The 19455-nt window shown below is 67.1% G+C and carries 21 protein-coding genes; 14 read left to right on the top strand and 7 right to left on the bottom strand.

Going from position 1 to position 19455, the window contains the following annotated elements; translation table 11 throughout:
- Positions 1-216: 216 nt before the first annotated feature.
- Together ABD301_RS23785 and ABD301_RS23790 are read right to left on the bottom strand one after the other, a co-directional pair.
- Complete coding sequence (locus ABD301_RS23785) at positions 217-597, bottom strand: VOC family protein (RefSeq protein ID WP_344312687.1); 381 nt, start codon at positions 595-597, stop codon at positions 217-219.
- 121 nt (positions 598-718) lie between these two features.
- A complete protein-coding gene (locus ABD301_RS23790) occupies positions 719-1651 on the bottom strand; it encodes a LysR family transcriptional regulator (protein ID WP_344312688.1) in 933 nt (310 codons plus the stop codon).
- Between the two features lie 70 nt (positions 1652-1721).
- Here ABD301_RS23790 and ABD301_RS23795 point away from each other — a divergent pair, with 70 nt between their 5' ends.
- Positions 1722-2117, top strand: coding sequence for a hypothetical protein (locus ABD301_RS23795; RefSeq protein ID WP_344312689.1), 396 nt, complete (start codon positions 1722-1724; stop codon positions 2115-2117).
- A 139-nt stretch (positions 2118-2256) separates the two neighbouring features.
- On the opposite strand, the gene ABD301_RS23800 is transcribed toward ABD301_RS23795, so the two are convergent.
- Entirely contained in the window at positions 2257-3084 is an 828-nt protein-coding gene (locus ABD301_RS23800; RefSeq protein ID WP_344312690.1) for an aldo/keto reductase, read from the bottom strand.
- 421 nt (positions 3085-3505) lie between these two features.
- Here ABD301_RS23800 and ABD301_RS23805 point away from each other — a divergent pair, with 421 nt between their 5' ends.
- Positions 3506-4696, top strand: a complete 1191-nt coding sequence (locus ABD301_RS23805; RefSeq protein WP_344312691.1) for a DUF6119 family protein — start codon at positions 3506-3508, stop codon at positions 4694-4696.
- 167 nt (positions 4697-4863) lie between these two features.
- Here the strand turns inward: ABD301_RS23805 and ABD301_RS23810 are convergent, their stop codons facing one another.
- Entirely contained in the window at positions 4864-5178 is a 315-nt protein-coding gene (locus ABD301_RS23810) for a hypothetical protein (protein ID WP_163569221.1), read from the bottom strand.
- A 361-nt stretch (positions 5179-5539) separates the two neighbouring features.
- On the opposite strand from ABD301_RS23810, the gene ABD301_RS23815 reads away from it, so the two are divergent.
- From ABD301_RS23815 to ABD301_RS23870, 12 genes are all read left to right on the top strand, one after another.
- Positions 5540-6307: a GntR family transcriptional regulator gene (locus ABD301_RS23815; protein WP_344312692.1), complete on the top strand. Its 768-nt coding sequence runs from the start codon at positions 5540-5542 to the stop codon at positions 6305-6307.
- Entirely contained in the window at positions 6304-7065 is a 762-nt protein-coding gene (locus ABD301_RS23820) for a glucosamine-6-phosphate deaminase (protein ID WP_344312694.1), read from the top strand. The genes ABD301_RS23815 and ABD301_RS23820 overlap by 4 nt, the downstream gene beginning before the upstream one ends.
- An 81-nt stretch (positions 7066-7146) precedes the next feature.
- Entirely contained in the window at positions 7147-7794 is a 648-nt protein-coding gene (locus ABD301_RS23825; protein ID WP_344312695.1) for a PadR family transcriptional regulator, read from the top strand.
- A 158-nt stretch (positions 7795-7952) separates the two neighbouring features.
- Positions 7953-9176, top strand: coding sequence for an FAD-dependent oxidoreductase (locus tag ABD301_RS23830; RefSeq protein ID WP_344312696.1), 1224 nt, complete (start codon positions 7953-7955; stop codon positions 9174-9176).
- 74 nt (positions 9177-9250) lie between these two features.
- Complete coding sequence (locus ABD301_RS23835; RefSeq protein ID WP_344312697.1) at positions 9251-9739, top strand: YbaK/EbsC family protein; 489 nt, start codon at positions 9251-9253, stop codon at positions 9737-9739.
- A gap of 9 nt (positions 9740-9748) precedes the next feature.
- On the top strand, positions 9749-10468 hold the full coding sequence (locus ABD301_RS23840) for a monooxygenase (RefSeq protein WP_344312699.1): 720 nt from the start codon (positions 9749-9751) through the stop codon (positions 10466-10468).
- The gene (locus tag ABD301_RS23845; protein WP_344312700.1) at positions 10465-11058 is read left to right on the top strand and encodes a GNAT family N-acetyltransferase; all 594 of its coding nucleotides are present in this window, start codon (positions 10465-10467) and stop codon (positions 11056-11058) included. The genes ABD301_RS23840 and ABD301_RS23845 overlap by 4 nt, the downstream gene beginning before the upstream one ends.
- Positions 11059-11089: 31 nt before the next feature.
- On the top strand, positions 11090-11995 hold the full coding sequence (locus ABD301_RS23850; protein WP_279580870.1) for a carotenoid biosynthesis protein: 906 nt from the start codon (positions 11090-11092) through the stop codon (positions 11993-11995).
- Positions 11992-13092 carry a glycosyltransferase family 2 protein gene (locus ABD301_RS23855; RefSeq protein WP_344312701.1) on the top strand — a complete coding sequence of 367 codons (1101 nt, stop codon included), beginning with the start codon at positions 11992-11994 and terminating at the stop codon, positions 13090-13092. The genes ABD301_RS23850 and ABD301_RS23855 overlap by 4 nt, the downstream gene beginning before the upstream one ends.
- Positions 13071-14573: a phytoene desaturase family protein gene (locus tag ABD301_RS23860; RefSeq protein WP_344312702.1), complete on the top strand. Its 1503-nt coding sequence runs from the start codon at positions 13071-13073 to the stop codon at positions 14571-14573. The genes ABD301_RS23855 and ABD301_RS23860 overlap by 22 nt, the downstream gene beginning before the upstream one ends.
- 136 nt (positions 14574-14709) lie before the next feature.
- The gene (locus ABD301_RS23865; RefSeq protein ID WP_344312703.1) at positions 14710-15510 is read left to right on the top strand and encodes an alpha/beta fold hydrolase; all 801 of its coding nucleotides are present in this window, start codon (positions 14710-14712) and stop codon (positions 15508-15510) included.
- On the top strand, positions 15507-16100 hold the full coding sequence (locus ABD301_RS23870) for an alpha/beta hydrolase (RefSeq protein WP_344312704.1): 594 nt from the start codon (positions 15507-15509) through the stop codon (positions 16098-16100). Before ABD301_RS23865 ends, ABD301_RS23870 begins: the two co-directional genes overlap by 4 nt.
- 36 nt (positions 16101-16136) lie before the next feature.
- Here ABD301_RS23870 and ABD301_RS23875 read toward each other — a convergent pair whose 3' ends face one another.
- The 3 genes from ABD301_RS23875 to metF form a co-directional block, all read right to left on the bottom strand.
- Entirely contained in the window at positions 16137-17567 is a 1431-nt protein-coding gene (locus ABD301_RS23875; protein ID WP_344312705.1) for an MFS transporter, read from the bottom strand.
- A gap of 137 nt (positions 17568-17704) precedes the next feature.
- Complete coding sequence (locus ABD301_RS23880) at positions 17705-18460, bottom strand: CDP-alcohol phosphatidyltransferase family protein (RefSeq protein ID WP_344312706.1); 756 nt, start codon at positions 18458-18460, stop codon at positions 17705-17707.
- The gene (gene metF, locus ABD301_RS23885; protein WP_344312708.1) at positions 18460-19362 is read right to left on the bottom strand and encodes a methylenetetrahydrofolate reductase [NAD(P)H]; all 903 of its coding nucleotides are present in this window, start codon (positions 19360-19362) and stop codon (positions 18460-18462) included. Before metF ends, ABD301_RS23880 begins: the two co-directional genes overlap by 1 nt.
- Positions 19363-19455: the final 93 nt, after the last annotated feature.

The following is a 19455-nucleotide window of genomic DNA, read 5'->3' on the forward strand; positions in this document are numbered from 1 at the left end:
AAAATCCCGCCCCCGCCACCGGTCTTTGGTGGCGGGGGCGGGATTTTCCGATGGCTGGTAGACGAGACGCCGCACCCCTCGCAGAAAACGCCCTTAACCAGGGCGCTCACCTCCGCACCAAACACCACTTCCAACCAAGGCCCTCACCCCCACCGCAAACACCATTTCCAACCAAGCCACTCACCTCCGCAGCAGCCACCCGCTTCAACCAGGCCCTCACCCGTCGAAACACAAACAGAACGGGTGGCCGGCCGGATCAAACAGCACTCGTACGTTTTCCTGTGGCTGGGACTCCGCCAGAGTGGCACCCAACGCCACCGCGTCAGCGACCGCCGAGTCCAGATCACCGACCTGAAAGTCGAAGTGCATCATCGGCCGTTGTTTCCCGTCGACGGGAGGCCATACGGGAGGGCGATAGCCGTCCGCCTGTTGGAAGACGAAAAACGGTCCTTGCGGGGAACCGGCGACGATGGCCGTCCCAGGTTCCTCGTGTCCAATCGGTAGACCGAGGAGTTCGGAGTAGAACTTCGCCAGACCGCTGGGATCGGGCGCCTCAATCGTCGTTCCCCACCACATGCCACCAGTTCGGGATTTCATTCCACCAGTCTGGCTTATGGCGTGGCTGTCGGACCAGTAACTCGGCGGCAGTCAGGACGTCATCGAACGACTCGCCACAGAAGGCCACTCGTACTGCGTGGTTGGTCTGCCCAGCGGATACCTAACCGAGGGGGTTCTCCTCAGCCCGGCCGCTGGCGGCGTAGCGGCGTAGTTCCGCGACGAACCGGTCGGCCGCGGCGCTGGCGCGGTTGGCCGGCAACAGCACCGAGATGATGCGGCCGCCGGGGTCGATGACGCCGCGACTGAGTCGGACGTTCGGGGTGGGGTTCTGGCTCAGCGTCAGGGCCGGGATGATCGCTGCGCCGAGTCCGTTGGCGACCAGGGCCAGCAGGGTGGCGGCCGAACCAGTGCCGATGTTGTGCGCGTTGAGCGTGACGCCGTGCCTCTCGCAGACGTCGACGAGCACCCGCCGGTAGAGGATGTCGTACGACGTCGTAACCCACGGCCTGGCCAGCAGTTCGGCCGCGTCGGTGAGCACTGGCCAGGACGCCGGCACGATCACCCGGTAGGGGTCCGGCATCAGGTCACGTTCGACCACGCCGGCGGGGCGTTCGGGGTCGCCGGGGCCGAGCCGTTCGCTGATCAACATGTCAAGGTCACCGGTGCCCAACCGGGCCAGTCCCTCGGCCTCGGTGAGCTCGTAGATGCACGGGTCCAGGGTCGGGTCGGTGACCGCCAGACGCATCGCCACGGGCGCCACGAGTTCGGTGATCGCCACCGAGAATCCGCCGATACGCAGCGGCCCAGACACGTCGGTACGAAATTCGTCCAGGTCGCGTTCGGCCGCACTGAGCGCGTCCGCGACCCGCTCGGCGCCGTCGGCCAGCCGATGCCCAGCCGCGGTGAGGCACAGCGGGCGGCCACCGCCCCGGCGGGAGCGGTCCACCAGGTCAAGGCCGACCTCGGCCTCCAGTTTCGCCAGGTGTTGGGAGATGCCCGACGGCGTCACATGCAGCAGCCCGGCGGCCGCCTGAACGCCGCCGGCTCGACGTACCGCCCGCAGAATCAACAGCCGCCCAGGATCGATCGTCATGCAGTCAAACTACAGCAGAATTCAGAATAAGTAACTTCCCTTGAATCCCCCTCGGGACGAGAATTGTCCTATGACCAAAGCGGAGCAGCACCTGCGATCCCCAGAAACCATGACCTCAGAAACGCTGATCCGGTACGCCGCCGACGCACTGACCGTCGTCGCGCGCCGCAACGGCGCTGCGGCCGGCACGGATGCGTACGCGACGATCGGGGCTCTGCGACAGGTCATCACCGCACTCGACAACGCGATGGGCAGCGTCGCCACCGCGCTCACCCAGCGCCCCCGTGCTGACCAGGCGATCGTGGAAGGTCCCTTCACTGGCGATATCGAAGCGGCAACCGGTACGGCCGAACAATGGCTGTCCCGAGCCCGCCTCACCCTGATGGTCGGCCCAGCACGTTCGATCGACAACGCCCACGTCGCCCTCGCCGGCCTCGCTCACGCCTCCCCGGTCACCACCTTCTAGCGGTGCGCTCCACACTTTTGCTGCCCGTGACGGATGTTGTCGTCCATGACACCACCCCGCGACCAGCACCGTCGACCGGCCCGAGCCCCCGAGACCAGGACATCGCCAAAGCCACCCATTGCCTCGTACCTCCGCCGCCCTACATGGTGAAGGTGTCCGGGTCGGGTCCGGTCCGCGTGTCGGTGTTCAACGACGAGAGCGCGTCCACGTCATCGTCGGCGAGTTCGAAGTCGAGGACGTCGAGGTTCTCCCGCATCCGGGACGGGGTGGCTGACTTGGGGATCACCACGTTGCCGAGCTGCAGATGCCAGCGGAGCACCACCTGAGCGGGCGTTTTGCCGTACTTCTGGGAAATTCCAGTGAGGAGCGGTACGCCGAGCACCGCACCCTGAGCGAGCGGGCTCCATGCTTCTGTCGCGATTCCGTGTTCACGGTGGAACTCGCGCAGCTCGGCCTGGATGAACTGGGGGTGCAGCTCGATCTGGTTGACCGCTGGCACGACGTCCGTCTCGTCGAACAGCCGGCGCAGGTGCACTGGCTGGAAGTTCGACACGCCGATCGCGCGGACGCGGCCGTCGGCATGGATTTTCTCGAACGCTTTCCAGGTGGCCACATACTCGTCGCGGTCCGGCCGCGGCCAATGGATCAGGTAGAGATCGACGAAATCCAGGCCAAGCTTGCCCATGCTGTCGTCAAAAGCACGCAGCGTCTGGTCGTAGCCCTGGTCACCGTTCGCGAGCTTGGTGGTGATGAAGAGTTCGCCCCTGGGCAGACCGGATCTCGCCACCGCGGCGCCGACCCCAGCCTCGTTCCGATAACCGGCGGCTGTATCGATACTGCGGTAGCCGGCCTCCAGTGCGCTGGTCACTGTCTTCTCGGTTTGCTCCGGCGGCACCTGGAAAACTCCGAAGCCGAGCTGCGGAATCGCCACACCGTTGTTGAGCTTCAGTCGAGGAATGCCGCTCATCAGATACCTGTGTCCTCTCCCGGACGAAACGCGCCCGGTATCGATACTCGCGGACCACGCCTGGCCCACATTCGCCGGGGTGCCCGCTTTCCACCAGGTCACGCGAGCCTCCGCCAACCTGCGCTACCGGCGGATTTGACACCGGATGATCTCCGATGGTTGGGTCCCTGCCGAGCCCGGATGACGCACTGATATCGTCCGATCACCACAAGGGAGCGACGATGCTCTCACTGGGCGACACGTCGCCCGCCGGAAAAGTGCACCACCGGCAAAGATGCCGTTTCCCATCGCTCCGATCCCTGTCTACGCCACCGCGAGGCTGGCAACGAGACAGGATCCACAGGGCGGCAGGAACTACTCACCGTTAGTAGGTGAGTACGCAGAGACGGGAGTCGATGCGATGGTAGGTACGGCACCGCGCATGACCGGCGAGCGGCGGAAGCAGGGCACCCTGTACCGCCTGGACCTGCCGGCCCACAGTCGCACCGCGCTTTACGGCGGCCTCTCCGAGCAGTACGTCAACGATCCGGCTTTCGCCGTCGACACGGTGTCCATCGGCACCGCGGACGGACTGGTCATCCGCGGCGTCAGCGGGCACGCCGCCGAATGGTGCGACGCGGCGACCGTCCTCACCGGCTTCGGCGTCGACCTGTCGGCGAGCAGCGCCGGCTGCGCCATCCTGCTCGTCCTCGACGGGCAGAGCTACGCCTTCACGTACGGGCCGCTCGGCCGCCGACTGCTGGACCAGTCGCAGATCGACCGCGGCTTCGGCCTCCGGTACGCCGCGGCCGCCGCCCCGCAGCCGGAGGTGGACGACACCATCCGGGCCGCGCTGCGCTCGCCGCGCCCGAGCATGGAAGCCTTCGAGAACGTCGTACCGCGACTGGAGCGCCACCTGCGGGAGGCCCGCGTGCCGGTCAACGGCACTCGCTCCGCCGGCACCACCGGGACCGACGGCCTGATCCTGGACATCGTCGCCAACCCGGTGACGCTGCTGGCCGACATCCGCGCGGTGGCCACCATGCTCGCGTACGGGCCGCAACACCCCGAGCTCGACTTCGTCACGCACGTACGCCCACTGGCCGCCGACTCGCCGCTGGCCGGCGCGCTGGACGAGCAACTGGCCGCCCTGCTGGCCGGCGAGCGCCCGGAGGCGCCGCTCAGCTGGCGCCATGACCTCTGCCTGGACAACCCCGCCGGCTACCTGGAGTCCGCTTCGTACGGGCTCACCGTCGGGACCGTCGAGAGCGGGGAACGGGACGACCTGCGGGTCGAGGACATCCACGCCGGGCTCCGCGACGTGCCGGCCGATCAACGCTGCGCGGCGCTGCGGGAGGGCACCATCCGGGTGACCAACGAGACCGGCATGCCCAAGCTGACCCTGACCGCGCCGGCTGACCACTGGATCGTCGCCGAGATCGCGCTGCCGGAGTTCCGCTACCTCTATTACCGGGGCGCGTGGCACCAGATCCACAACCAGTTCCTGACCGCGCTGGCCCGCGGTGAGGACAGCACGCTGACCACCATGATGCAGCTCGGCCTGCACCGACTGGTCTCCACCGCGGCCGACCGCCGGTCCCGGCACACCATCGTCCGCGCCTTCGCCGCGTAGGCCCCCGCTCCGTCACCGTCGGGGCCTGATTGTGACGTTGCGTCCGCTGGAATGTCTTGAGCGTAATTCCGGGTCGTACGGCATTGGTCGACCCGGAATTTGCGCTTCAACCGCCCCAGAGCGGGAGGCACGGTCTAGCGCTACCGAATTGTTTGAGCACGCACCGACTACATCGTCTCGTACCAGTGGCCGGTGACCGTGGCTGTTCCGGAGCAGTAAGCCTCGGACCACGAATAGGCTGGCGCCCAGTTCCCGTCCTCGACCGCGCCGTCAGTGCAGTCCACCTGAATACGAAAAACGGTGTTAGGAGCGGGCAAGTCCCAGCACTTGCCGGCCAAGGCGCTGCCGTGCGCGTCGTTGTATTCCCGACAGGGGAGGGATCCCTGGGGCGAGTACGTCGCCGCCTCGGCTGGTGACGCCGTTGCCGTGGCCAGAGCGAAAACGCTTCCGGCGACCAGGCATGCGGCCAAGATCTTGCGCATCCGGGACTCACTTTCCTTCGTATTCCTACCTTGCTAGGGCTAGGGCACGAGAACGATAGGTGGCGCAAACCGGGTCAGGATAGATGCAATTCGCCATAGTTCTCTCGGGACATTCGTCATCGATCGCGCCGTCGGGCGTCAGCGCGAAAGCTCGGCATCTTCGGCCGCAAACCAACAAATATCCGAACGCGTACGCCAACCTGAGCAGTTCGCCACGCGCGATCGCGACCGCAGCCCCAATGTGGCCAGCGACCCTACCGAGCCCCGCCGGTCACGCGTCTACCCCCTGAGGCCGGAGCTGGTCTAGCGACGCCGGTCACGTTCGCGGCCATCACCTGTTATGACAGGTCATACTGAACGCATGAAAGCGGCGGTTCAGGCGTTGCAGCGACAGTCGTCGGTGCCGCTCTACCGTCAGCTCAAAGAGCGGATCGTCGCCCGCATCCAGGCGGACAAGCTGCGGCCCCACGACCGGCTGCCATCCGAGCGGGAGCTGATCGAGACTTTCGGCGTCTCCAGGATCACCGTCCGGCAGGCGCTCACCGAGCTGATGCACGAGGGGCGGATCTACAGCGCTCCCGGCAAAGGCTTCTTCCTGTCCGAGACGTGGGCTCCGGTGGAGCTCAACGGGCTGCTCAGCTTCACCGAGCTGGCTCGCAAGCACCGACGTCAGCCGGGCACCACCACGCACCTGGTCAAGCTGTCCCCGTCCGGCGACGCGGTCGCCGAGGCGCTCCGGATCACCCCCGGCGAGCCGGTCGTACGGCTGCACCGGGTGCGGACCCTGGACGGCAGCCCAGTGCTGGTCGAAAACGCGTATCTCACGCTGGCGGTCGGCGCCGGCCTGCTGGATTCCGGCGTCGGCGACGGGTCGCTCTTCGCCACCCTCACCCAGCGGTTCGGCTTCCGGCCGGCCCGCAGTACGAGCCTGGTGACCGCCCGGCTCGCCGACGAAGCCGAGGCCGACATCCTCGGGCTGGCCGCGCCGGCCGCCGTACTGGTAGTCGAGCAGACCACCTTCGACGCGACCGGGCTGCCGATGTGCGTCACCTATTCCTCGCAGCACCCGCACCGATTCCCGCTCACGGTCACCGACACCGCGGACGGGCTGATCAAGGAGATCCGGTGAAAAGCCTCCGTATATTCGACACCCCCACCGAAGTGGCCGGCGCCGTCGCCGACCGGTTGGCCGAAGTGCTGGCCCAGCACCCGCGGCCGGTGATCACCTTCCCGACCGGCTCGACCATGCTGCCGGTCTACCGCGAGATCGTCGCCCGCAGCCAGACCGGGCAGCTGGACCTGCGCGGAGTGCAGGGCATCCAGCTGGACGAGTACGCCGGCGTCGACGACCACACCGAGGCCAGCTTTCGGGCGTGGTTGCACGAACACCTGCTCGCCCCGACCGGCATCACCGCCTTCCACACCTTGCCGGCACACGACCCGACACCTGCCGCCCTGGCGTCGTACGAACAGGTCATCGCCTCGTACGGTGGCGTCGACCTGGCCATCCTGGGCATCGGCGGTAACGGCCACATCGCCTTCAACGAGCCGGGCAGCCCGGCCGACAGCCGGACCCGCGTGGTCGAGCTGGACCGCCGAACCCGGCAGGCCAACGAGCGCTACTGGACCGACAGCGACGCGTTCGTCCCGACCCGCGCGGTCACCCAGGGCATCGGCACGATTCTGGAGGCGCGCGAGGTGCTGCTGATCGCCACCGGCGCGGAAAAGGCCGAGATTCTGCACGAGGCGCTGCATGGCCCGGTGTCCGAACACGTACCGGCCTCACTGATCCGCTCCCACCCGCACGCCGAAGTCCTCGCCGACGCCGCCGCCGGGCGGCAGCCGAGCGACTCCTCCGCCCGCGAGAGCGACCGCCTTTCCGCTTAAGCCCCCCAGGCGCCGCTTGCCGAGTGCTTACTCGTCACCGTATACTCGTGTACGAGCATTCGGGTACGAGGGAGACTGGCGATGGCGAAACGGCGCAGGGTGGGAAACCTGTTGGCGTTGGCGGTGCTGTCGACGCTCACCCAGCGGCCCATGCACCCGTACGAGATGGCGTCGATCCTGCGCGAGCGCGGCAAGGACCGGGACATGCCGATCAAGTGGGGCTCGCTCTACACAGTCGTACAAAACCTGGAAAAACACGGGCTGGTGGCGGCGACGGGCAGCGTACGGGAGGGCGGGCGGCCGGAGCGAACGGTGTACGCCATCACCGATGCCGGCAGCGACGAGCTCCGCGACTGGGTGCGGGAACTGGTGTCGAGTCCCGAGCGTGAGCACTTGCGGTTCGCCGCGGCACTGTCGGTGCTGGGCGCCCTCGGGCCGGACGAGACGATCGGGCTGCTCAAGCAGCGGCTCGACCTGTTGGACACCGAGCTCGCCGCCGATCGCGCTCAGTTGCTGCGCGAAGCCGCCGAGATTCCCCGACTTTTCCTGGTCGAGTCCGAATATGAGCTGGCGATCCGAGTGGCCGAGGCCGACTGGGTACGGGCGTTCCTGGCCGAGCTGACCACTGGCACCTTCCCGCACCTGGACGACTGGCGGGCCTTTCACCTGACCGGCGAGGCACCGCAGGAACTGATCGATCTCGCGGAGAGGGGCAGCACACCCGACTGACAAAGAAAAAACCTCGACGCCGGTGTTGCAGCACCAGCGCCGAGGTCCTCGACCTCGAACCGAAACCGCGTGAGCGGATCCCAGCCACGAGGTGGCACCGCAAGTCTAGCTGGGCTCCCTTTCCCGGGCAGGTTCACGAACCCACCCCAAGGGGAAACATGTCTGACGTAAGAACAGCAATCATCATCGGCGGCGGGATCGCCGGACCGGTGGCCGCGATGGCACTGCGGAAAGTGGGCATCCAGGCCCGAGTTTTCGAGGCGTACGACGAAACTGCGGACGGCGTCGGCGGCATGCTCGGCCTCGCGACCAACGGCTTGAACGCCTTCGACCTGGTCGGCGTGAAGGACGCGATCGTCGACGTGTCGATTCCGGTGTCGACGATGGTCATCCAGAGTTGGACCGGCAAGAAGCTCGCCGAATTCGGCGATCCGGCCGGCCCACCGTTTATCCAGACGGTGTGGCGCGCCGACCTCTACCGCGTGCTCTACGACGCGGCGACCAGCCATGGCATCGAGATTGAGCACAACAAACGGTTGGTACGGGCCGAAAACACCGAAACCGGGGTCACCGCCACCTTCGCCGACGGCACCCAGGCGTCCGCGGACATCCTGATCGGCGCCGACGGCCTCCGATCGACGGTCCGGTCGATCATCGACCCAGCGGCTCCCAGCCCGCGTTTCACTGGTCTCCTCGGCATCGCCGGCCGGCCCGCGATGGGCCCGAAACTGGCATCCACGAACGGCTCCATGAACATGAGCTACGGGAAGCGGGCTTTCTTCGCGTACGGCGTGGACCAGCAGGGCCAGGCGGGCTGGTTCGCCAACGTACCCAGTAAAAAGCCGCTGACGGTCGGGCAGGCACGAGCGATCGGTGGCGACGAGTGGTTGCGGATCCTGCGTGAGCTCTATGCGCAGGATCGGACGGCGGCGCCGGAAATCCTTCGGCATGTACGGCCGGCAGACCTGGTCATCGTCGGCGCGTTGGAGGACCTGCCGACCGTGCCGACCTGGAGCCGCGGCGCGATGGTGCTGGTCGGCGACTCCGCGCACGCCACGTCACCCAGCTCCGGGCAGGGCGCGTCGATCGCGGTCGAAAGCGCCATCCAGCTGGCCCGCTGCTTGCGTGACCTGCCGACCGCCGAAGCGGCTTTCGGTGCGTACGAACGACTTCGGCGGGCCCGGGTGGAGCGGATCATCGCCGGTGGCGCACGTACGAGCAGCGAGAAAGCCGCCGGTCCGGTGGCGCGGGTGTTCCGTGACCTGACCATGCCGACGGTGATGAAGCTGATGGCCAAGCCGGAGCGGATGGCTTGGCAGGTGGACTACCGGATCGACTTCGACGCCCCCGTCGACGAGTCCGCCATCCTCCCCACCCGGTAACTCTCGCCTGCACCTCACGCAGGCAGCGGGACGCGGCGGGAATCTCCGTTGCCTGCGGTCGTACGCTGGCGGGTATGAGCTCGCACGACCATCCCAATGTGCAGAAGATCGCGGCGGCGCTGGCTGAGGCCGGTGCGCCGGGGCAGATCAAGATCCTCCCGGAGGCCGTCCACACTGCCGCGCTGGCCGCGGCGGCGCTGGGCATTGAGGTGGGCCAGATCGCGAACTCGCTGGTTTTCGACGCCGACGGCCAACCGTTGCTAGTGCTCACGTCCGGCGCGCACCGGGTGGACACCGCGGCGGTGGCCGAGAAATTGGGCGTACAGAAGATCAAACGGGCCAGCGCCGACTTCGTCCGGCAGCACACCGGGCAGGTCATTGGCGGCGTCGCGCCGCTCGGACACCCGGCGCCGATTCGGACGTTGGTGGATGCGGATCTGCGGCAGTACGACCAGGTGTGGGCGGCCGCCGGCGTGCCGCAGTCGGTGTTCCCCACCACCTTTGACGAATTGGTCGCGCTCACCGGGGGCATGCCCGCACAGGTGGCGTCACCAAACACGTAAGGTGGGCGGGTGCGCGACCTGCCCGAACCCGATCCGGTGCCACCGCTGGTCACCGTGCACATCTGGCGGGTCCCGGCGCGATCGGTGCCGGCCGCCGCGGCCCGGATGGCGACCCATCGAGGGCCGGTACGGCGGACGAACGGGTTGCGGTTCGGGAAACTGCTGGGCACCACTCACGACCGGACCTTCTCGCTGCGTGACGTGGACGTACGACAGTATGGCCTGCTGGCGACCTGGCGCAGCGAGCGCGACGCGGCTGAATTCGAGGAATCCCAGGTGGTGCGGTCGTGGCGGCGGGTGGCGAGCGAACAATGGCGGCTGCGGCTCACACCGCTGTCGTCCCGCGGTCGCTGGTCCGGCCGAGCCCCTTTCGGCGTACCAAAACCAGCGCGTTGGAAGGGCAAGGTGGTGGCGCTGACCCGGTCCCGGTTGGTGCCGGCGAAGGTCCCGAAGTTCTGGCGGGCGATCCCACCGGTGGCCGCCGACATCGCCGGCCGGGACGGGCTGTTGGCCGCGCTCGGCGTCAGCGAGATCCCGGTCGGCGTCCAGGGCACGATTTCCGTGTGGCGAAACGCCGATGACCTGACGGCTTTCGCGTATCGTGGTGCGCCGCACCAGGCCGTGATGGCGCGTAAGGACCGCGAAGGCTGGTATGCGGAAGAATTGTTCGCGAGGTTCGGTGTGCTCGACTCGGTTGGTACGTTCCGTGGTGCGGATCCGGTGACATGAAAGCAAGCAGAGTGAACCCCGAAGAGATAAGCACGGAGCTGGTGCGTTGGGACCGCCGCGAGTTCCTTCGCCGGCTCGACGACGTGCTGCGCGTCTATGTCACCGCGATGGGCTACTCCCCCGGCCTGATCGGCAGTCGCCGAGGTTTCGTGGCCGGGCACGCCCAACGCGACGATTTCCGGGCGGTGGCGACGATCGAGCCGGCCACCGGGCGGTTGGTCGGCATCGGCTACGGCTATCACAGCGGCCCCGGCCAGTGGTGGCACGAGCAGGTCCGGGCCGGCCTGGACCGGCCGGCCGCGCGCTATTGGCTGTCGGACTGCTTCGAGCTCGTCGAGCTGCACGTCATGCCGTACGCGCAGGGTCACGGCCTCGGTGAGGCGCAACTGCGGGCGCTGCTGGACGGCGTGAAGGCGACTTCGGTGCTGTTGTCCACGCCGGAGGGCGACACCCGTGCGTGGCGGCTCTATCGCCGGCTCGGTTTCGTCGATGTGCTGCGGAACTACCTCTTTCCGGGTGACGCGCGGCCGTTCGGGGTGCTCGGGCGGCTACTCCCGTTCGATTCGCCGCCGCCGAGTGCCTCCGCGTAGAGCAGCCGTCTGGGCGCTGGCGGGAGCGACCGTGCTCGCGCAGATCTGCTATCCACTGACCAGCGGCACCGTACGAAATTTTCTTACCGTTGCTACGGTTCTGCTGTTCGCGGCCACGTCGATCACGCACGCGGCGGCGACCCGTGGAGTAAGTTTCGCGGCTGTTCTGGTCGCTGTCACCGCTGGCGGCGGCTTCGCGGTCGAGGCCATCGGCGTCGCGACCGGCTGGCCTTTCGGGTCGTACGTCTACGCCGGCACACTCGGGCCGCGACTGCTCGGCGTGCCGCTGGTCATCCCGTTCGCGTGGACGATGATGGCATGGCCGGCCTGGCTGGTCGCCGGCCGCCTGATCCGCTCTTCACGCTGGCTGCGGGCAGGCGTCGCTGGCTGGGCGCTGGCCAGCTGGGACGTGTTCCTGGACCCGCAAATGGTGGCCGCCGGCCACTGGCGATGGCTGCACCCTTCGCCGGCGCTGCCTGGCATTGCCTCGGTGCCGCTGACCAACTACGCCGGCTGGCTAGCCGTGGCCCTGGTTCTGATGACCCTGCTGTCCGCACAATCGGAATCCGATTGTCACAAGAACACCGTTCGGCACGCTCCGGACCGTGACAATCGGAATCCGATTGTGCAGCGGGAGGCAGGTGCGGTGCGAAACTGTCGTACCGAGGTGACATTGTTGCCCCCACCCAAAAGGGCGGGGGGTGGGTACGTGGGTTTGGACGTCACGTATAAAGACCCCACCCAACACACACCTAAGCGCGCGTTCAACCGCCCGGATACGCCGATGATGGCGCTCTATATATGGACGTACGCGTCGTCCGTCCTCGCACACGCGGTCTTCCTCGGGCTGCCGGCGTCGGCGCTGGCCGGAGCGGTCGCGATGGGCCTGGTCGCGGTGCCGCTGGCGGTCCACCTCGTACGAACGCACGGCCGGTGAGCGGCGGCTGGCGGTGGGCGGTGGCCGCCGGGACGACGGCCGCCATCGCGGCGACCGCGCACGCAATCGTCAACACCGCGCTCCTACGGCGGCCGGCGAAGAACCCGCCGCCGCTGCGGGAGAGAGTTTCGGTGCTCCTGCCGGTACGCGACGAGGAGCACCGAGTGGAGCCATGCCTGCGGTCGCTGCTGGCCCAGTCCTCGCCGGAAAACATCGAGATCGTCGTCCTCGACGACGGTTCCACGGACCGTACGGCCGAGATGGTCCGGGCCGCAACGGCCGGCGATCCACGCGTACGGCTCGTTACCGGTGATCCGCTTTCGACCGGCTGGCTGGGAAAACCGCACGCCTGCGCGCAGGCGGCGAGGCATGCCAGCGGCGAGATCCTGGTTTTCGTCGACGCCGATGTGGTGCTGATGCCGCACGCGATCGAGTCCACTGTGGACTTGATGCGCTCCACCGGCCTCGACCTCATTTCGCCTTATCCGCGACAGATAGCCCAAACCACGGCCGAACGGCTCATCCAGCCCCTGTTGCAGTGGTCCTGGCTCACGTTTTTGCCGTTACGGCTGGCCGAAACCTCCCCGCGTCCGTCTCTGTCCGCCGCCAACGGCCAACTGCTCGCGGTAAGAAGGAGCGCGTACGACAAGGCCGGCGGCCACCAGGCGGTCGCGATGGAGATCATCGAGGATGTGGCCCTGCTGCGGGCGGTCAAGCGGGCCGGCGGCCGCGGAGTGGTGGTGGACGGTACCAGCCTGGCCAGCTGCCGAATGTACACCGGCACCACCGAAATCGTTGACGGCTATGAAAAATCACTGCGGGCGGCCTTCGGATCGCCGGCCGGCGCGGTGGCGGTCACCGCCGCCCTCGCCGGCATGTACGTGCTGCCCGCGGTCGCCGCGCTGGCCGGCAACCCCGTTGGCCTGATCGGCTATCTCGCCGGCGTCGCCGGTCGGGTGGTCACCGCCCGCGCCACCGGCGGCCGAGTCTGGCCGGATACCCTCGCCCATCCGGCCTCGATCGCCGCACTGGTCGCGCTGACCGCGAATTCTTGGCGTAAGCGTGGAAAAACACAATGGAAAGGCCGGCTGGTGTGACCGGCGTGGTGGTCGTCGGCGCCGGGGTCGGCGGCCTCGCGGTGGCCGCCCGGCTGGCCGCCGGCGGGCATCACGTCACGGTCTGCGAGCGGGCCGCGGAGGTAGGTGGCAAGCTCGGGCTGATCCAAGTGTCCACATCGGACGGTGAATATCGGTTCGACACCGGGCCGAGCCTGCTCACTTTCCCGCAGGTGCTGGCAGATCTGTTCGACGAGACCGGCGAGCCAGTGACCTCCGCGCTGGGACTGCGCCGGCTGGACCCGATCGCCGACTACCGGTTCGCCGACGGGACGCGGCTCGCCATGCGTGCCGACCAGTACGCGAGAGACGCGGCCTTCGACGACACTTTCGGCGCCGGCTCGGCCCGACAGTGGAATGCCTTTCTCAGCCGTGCCGAGAACATCTGGGCGGCCAGCCGTGGACCTTTCCTGGAGTCCACTGTCGACGGTCCACTGGATCTCCTACGACAGACCAAGAATATCCGGGATGTGACCACCATCGCACCCTGGCGGTCACTGCGCTCGCTCGCCGCGCACTACCTGGATGACCCACGAATGCGGATGCTGGTCGACCGGTACGCGACCTACACCGGTTCGGATCCGCGCCGCGCTCCAGCCGCGCTGGCCGCCATCCCGTATATGGAAACAACCTACGGCGGTTGGTACGTCGAGGGTGGCTTGCGGAAAATCGCCGACGCGCTGGTCGACCGTTGTACGGCTCTGGGCGTCGAAATCCGAACGCAAGCGGACGTTCAGAAAATCACTGTCACTCCAGACGGAGTCACCGGCGTCCGGCTGACCGACGGTGAGGTCATCTCGGCTCGTACGGTCGTCGCGAACACCGACGCCGAGGTGCTCTATCGTGACCTGCTGCCGCTTCCGAGAGAGCTCCGGAAACTGCGAAGAGCGTCCCGGTCACTCTCCGGTTTCGTCCTGTTGCTGGGTTTGTCCGGCCGTACGCTCGGCCTCGGCCACCACACCGTGCTGTTTCCGGAAAACTACGACGCCGAGTTCGACGCGGTCTTCGGTCCCGCCGCGCGGCCAGTACCGGATCCGACGCTGTACATCAGCAATCCAGCCGACGACACCGTACGGCCGCCCGGCCAGGAGGCCTGGTTCGTGCTGGTGAACGCGCCAAGGCAGGGGCAGGTGAACTGGCGCGAACCAGGACTGGCGGACAGATATGCCGAGCGGTTGCTGGCAAAACTGGCCGACCGAGGTCTGGACGTACGCGATCGCCTACGGTTCGCGAAAACCATCACGCCGGCAGACCTGCAAGACCGTACCGGCGCGGTCGGTGGCGCCATCTACGGCACTTCGAGCAACGGGGCACGGGCCGCTTTTCTCCGGCCGGCCAACAAATCCGTGGTGCCCGGTCTTTTCCTGGTCGGTGGCTCCTCGCATCCGGGCGGCGGGTTGCCGCTGGTCCTGCTGTCCGCTCAGCTCACCGCCGGGCTTGTCGGGTCCGAAAAACATCGGTGACATCCCTGACAGGGAATGCGGACAGCTCTCACTCCCCCGAATGATCGACGTAAGCCCGACAGATCATGTGGAGCAGTTCAGGCGGTCACTACGCTCAAAAGCACCACAAATCCGAGCAGGAGAGCACCACATCACGATGAAACTGACGAAAACTGTGACCTTGGCAGCCGCTCTGGCGGCGGCCGTCGCGATGACTCCGGCGATCGCCTCGGCCGCGAGCCCCGCCATTGACTGGAAGTCGTGCGGTACCGACTCTGTCCAATGTGGACAGATAGCGGTGCCGGTCGACTGGGCGCACCCAGACAAGGTGACCACCATTGAAGTGGCCCGGCTGCCGGCCGCCAAGCCCAGCGAGCGGATCGGCACACTGTTCTTCAATCCTGGCGGGCCCGGCGAGGGCGAAGTTGGCTATCTGACCAGTGCGCAAGCACGGGAATACTACTTCCCGCGGACACTACGCGACCGGTTCGACATCGTCGCGGTCGAGCCGCGCGGCACCGGGCAGAACCCAGCGCTCAACTGCCCGATGCCAGTCGACCACACCGTTTCCAAGTTTCCCAGCAACCAGGCTGAATCCAGGGCACTAGTGGCCAGCAACGCGAAGCTTGGCGCGCAGTGCGTGAAAGCCGCCGGCCCGATCTCGTCCTTTTTGGACACCGCGAGTGTGGCGCGGGACATGGACCTGGCCAGGTCTGAGCTTGGGGAACAGAAAGTCAGCTTCCTCGGCGTCTCGTACGGCACGATGCTCGCTCAGAGCTACGCCGAGCTGTTCCCGGATCGCGTACGTGCGACGGTGTGGTCGACCGATCGCAGCCGTGGCAGCGGCTGGTGGAGACGGACGCGCTGGCGGTCCAGGACGGCGTCGGACGGTTGGCTCAGTGGTGCGACGCGACGGCGAGCCGCGCTTTGCACGGCAAGGATTTCCGGCAGTCCGTGAGCCAGTTGCTGGCCGAAGCGGACGCCGGCCGGATCAAAGATCAGGGCCGGCCCGTACGCGCCGAAGAAATCGCGAATGCGATCGACACGGGGCTCAACGACTCGTCGTTCTTCGGACCGGTCGCCACCGGGATCCAGCGGGCCCTGCAAACCGGTGCGATGGGTGACCTGACGCAACTGACCTCCGCGAAGAACGGGGACTATCCGCTCTATCGCGCGATCATCTGCCAGGACATTCCGGTGCCAGCAGTTGCCGCCAGCCAGTTTCCGGCCGAAGCGGCGAAAGTACGCGCACTGGCGCCGACTCTGCGCGGCTACTCGGAGTTCTGGGACATCGCGAGCGGCTGCGCCGGCTGGCCGACCCCGGCTCGCTGGACGCCGCATCAGTGGCGGGTGCCAGCTTCTTTCCCGCCGGTGCTGCTAACTTCCGGAGCGTACGATGTCGCTACCCCGAGGCCATGGGCCGAAAACGTCCATCGGGCGCTGCCCGGAAGCACCCTGGTGCGATGGGACGGCGACGGACACGCGGCCTGGCCAGCGCATAGCCCCAGCACGGTTGCCGCGGAGATCTCGTACCTCACCCGGTCCTAACAACAAAAACAGCGGCGCCGCTGTTTGTTCGTACGATCAGGCGGTGGCTTGCCGGCCGTCGCCGACAGATTCCATCGCGCGGCCACCTTCCTGCTCGACGTAGCCATACACCTCAGGGAGGATGTAACGGGCAGCGAGGAATCCAGCCAGCGAAATCAACGACACGATCAGGGTGGCCAGCGCGTTGCCGAGCGAACTCAGCATGATCGGGAACAGGAACAGGGTGATGAAAGCGGCCAGTTTCACGAACATGTAGCCAAACCCGGAGGCGGTTCCCTTGTAACGGGTGGGGGCGATCATCGACGTGACCGTCATGCCGTTGGACGCATCCCAGTAGTGGCCCCAAACCATCACGATGGCGGCGATCAGCAGCAGCCACGGCCAGTTGACCCACAGCGCGAAAGCGGCCACCAGCAGCGAAACAAAGGCCAGACCGAAGCCCCACTGGGCGATGCCGCGGTGGCCGATACGTGGGGTGATCAGCGGGCCGACGAGGCCGCTGACGATCGCGAGACTGTAGATCAGGGCGTTGATCAGGCTGTATCCAACGAAATGTGTGGTCGCGCTGGCGACCCCCACCACTCCGAGGATGCTGGGCAGGTAGAACCCGAACGCACCCCACTCGCCACCCTGGGCGGCGTTGGAAATCCAGCCGAAAATGCTGGCCCGGCGCCGGATGGGGTCCGCCCACATGTCCTTGAGGAAAGCGGTGGTGCTCGGTCGCTTGATGTGGAAATCCTCGTCCGGCAGCATTTCCAGCGAGTCACTGAACATCTTCTGCGACACCTGTTTGGCCTGCCGGAATTTGCCCCGTTGGATCAGCGAAAGCGCAGTGTCACTGATGGTGAGCCGGCCGAGCAACAGGGTCAGAGCGGGCAGCGCGCCCAGCGCCAGGCCGACCCGCCACAGCAGTTCGTGGTCGATGCCAGTCAGGTAAAGGCCCAACACCACCAGAATCGCGAGCACCTCGCCAATCGCGAACATCGCCTGCCAGCGGTTGCCCATCACCTCACGCTTGCCGCGCGGCATCGCCTCCATGATGTACGCGTAGCCGGAGGAAATGTCGCTGCCCAGCGGGAATCCCAGCAGGAAGCGAATAATGATCAGCTCCCACAGGTTTCCGGAGAAGCCCTGCGCCAACGCCAGCACGATGAACATGATCATCGTGACGATGAAGACCTTCTTACGGCCGAATTTGTCCGCGACCCAGCCGCCGATAAAGCAGCCCAACAGCGCACCGAGTTGGACTGCGCCGGAGGCGAGGCCCAACAACACCGGATCGCTGCCGAAGTCCTTCTTGATGAAGATCAGCAGGAACGCGATCGCGTACAGGTCCCACGCCTCGATGAGGATCGTGGAGATCATCAGCCAACCGGCCCGCCGGCCGCTGGCGGTGCCCTGCTGGTTCATGATGCGATGAGCCGCCTGGTCGGAGAGTGCTCGCAGTTCGGCTTCGGTGGTGACCATCTGGGCCTTCCGGGCGGGACGGTATTCCGTCTGATGAAATGTCCTACGACCGGGCTGAACGGCCGTTGGCCAACGTAGTGATGGCTCTGACATCCGTCAATATCGCTGGATGGCCGCCCCCACGGCTGAGAACAGCATTACCTTTCGGACAGATCGGAACGGGCGGCGCGCAGAATCTGGCCGAGTCCGGCCAACGACAGCAGCAACCAGAACGCCGTTCCGGTCCCGGCGATCACACCCGGCAATCCGTTGTGGACAGCCAGTTGTGCCGCGCCGGCGAAGAAGATCGCGAAAGCGATCACGATAATCCGGATCGGCCGCTCGAAAACGGTGACAACGCCCAAACCGGCCATGCCAACCGCGGCGGCCCTCGCTCGTACGTATTCCAGCAGATACCCGACGACTCCGGCGGCCACCGCCAGCGCCAGCGGGGCGCCCATCGCCACCAGGGCCAGCAGGAACAACAGTTCCCCCAGCCGATCGCTCAGACTGTCCAGCACGGCGCCGAACCGACTGGCCGTCCCGGACATGACGGCCACCGCGCCATCGACGCTGTCGGCGAGCCCGCAGCAGATCAGCACCGGCACGGCGGCCATCGCCCACCCCCCTCCAGCCCACCCGAGCAACGGCACGGCCGCGCTCAGAGCCAGCCCGAGACCGGTCACCACGTGCGGGTGCAGGCCTCGACGAGCGGGCCGGACGGCCAGTGCGTACGTGACGCGGAACCACCCGACCGGGAACACGCCGGTCGGCCGCCAGCCGCCGTGCAGCGCCGACCAACGGTCGAGATAGCCGTCGTGGTCTGGCAGCGGATCAGCCGGCGGTCGCGCCCGTACGACACCGAAAACGAGCAACGCGACCGTCACCGCAGCCAACCCGCCGGCCAGGAACATCAGGCCGGCTGGTCGACCCGCAGGCTCTGCCAGATCTCGCGGGTCGCGGTGGACCTGTTCATGGTGATGAAGTGGATGCCCGGGGCACCCTCGGCGAGCAGCCGCTCGCACAACGTGGTGGCCACCTCGACGCCGACCTGCCGGACGGCCTCCGGATCGTCGGCCACCGCCAGCAGCCGGTTCCCGAGGTCGGCGGGGAAGGCGGCGCCGGACAGCTGCGCCATCCGCTGGATCTGCTTCACATTCGTCACCGGCATGATCCCGGGGATGATCGGCGCGTCGCTGCCACCGGCCACCACCGCGTCCCGCATCCGCGTCCAGTCCTGCCAGTTGAAGAAGAACTGGGTGATCGCGTAGTCGGCGCCGGCCCGCAGTTTCGCCAGCAGGTATCGCACGTCTGTGTCATAGTCCGGCGATCGCGGGTGTTTCTCCGGGAAAGCGGCCACCCCGACGCAGAAATTGCCCACCTCGCACAGCATGCTGACCAGCTCGCTCGCATATCGCAGGCCCTGTGGGTGCGCGATCCACTCGCCCTGGGGATCGCCCGGCGGGTCACCGCGAAGGGCCAGGACGTTCCGTACGCCGGCCGCCGCGTAGTGGCCGATGATGTTGCGCAGCTCGGCGACGGTGTGGTTCACGCAGGTCAGGTGCCCCAGCGGCAGCAGGGTCGTCTCAGCGGCGATCCGCTCGGTGACCGCGACCGTCTTGTCCCTGGTGCCGCCGCCAGAGCCGTACGTGATGGAGACGAACGACGGGTGCAGCGACTCCAGTTCGCGGATCGCCTGCCACAGGTGCCGCTCCCCGTCCGGGGTCTTGGGCGGGAAGAACTCGAACGAGAACGTCGGAGTCTTGCCGGCCACCAGCTCGCCGATCGATGGACTGCTGTTGCCACCCTGCGCCATGCGCCAACCTTACCAAGGATGTGTCAATGGTGGGTCGACGCGGCGGGCCGGAAACTGACGGTTTAGCGTCTGGTCGAGAATCTCGCGGGGATT

Source organism: Fodinicola feengrottensis (genome assembly GCF_039530045.1).
Classification (GTDB): domain Bacteria; phylum Actinomycetota; class Actinomycetes; order Mycobacteriales; family HKI-0501; genus Fodinicola; species Fodinicola feengrottensis.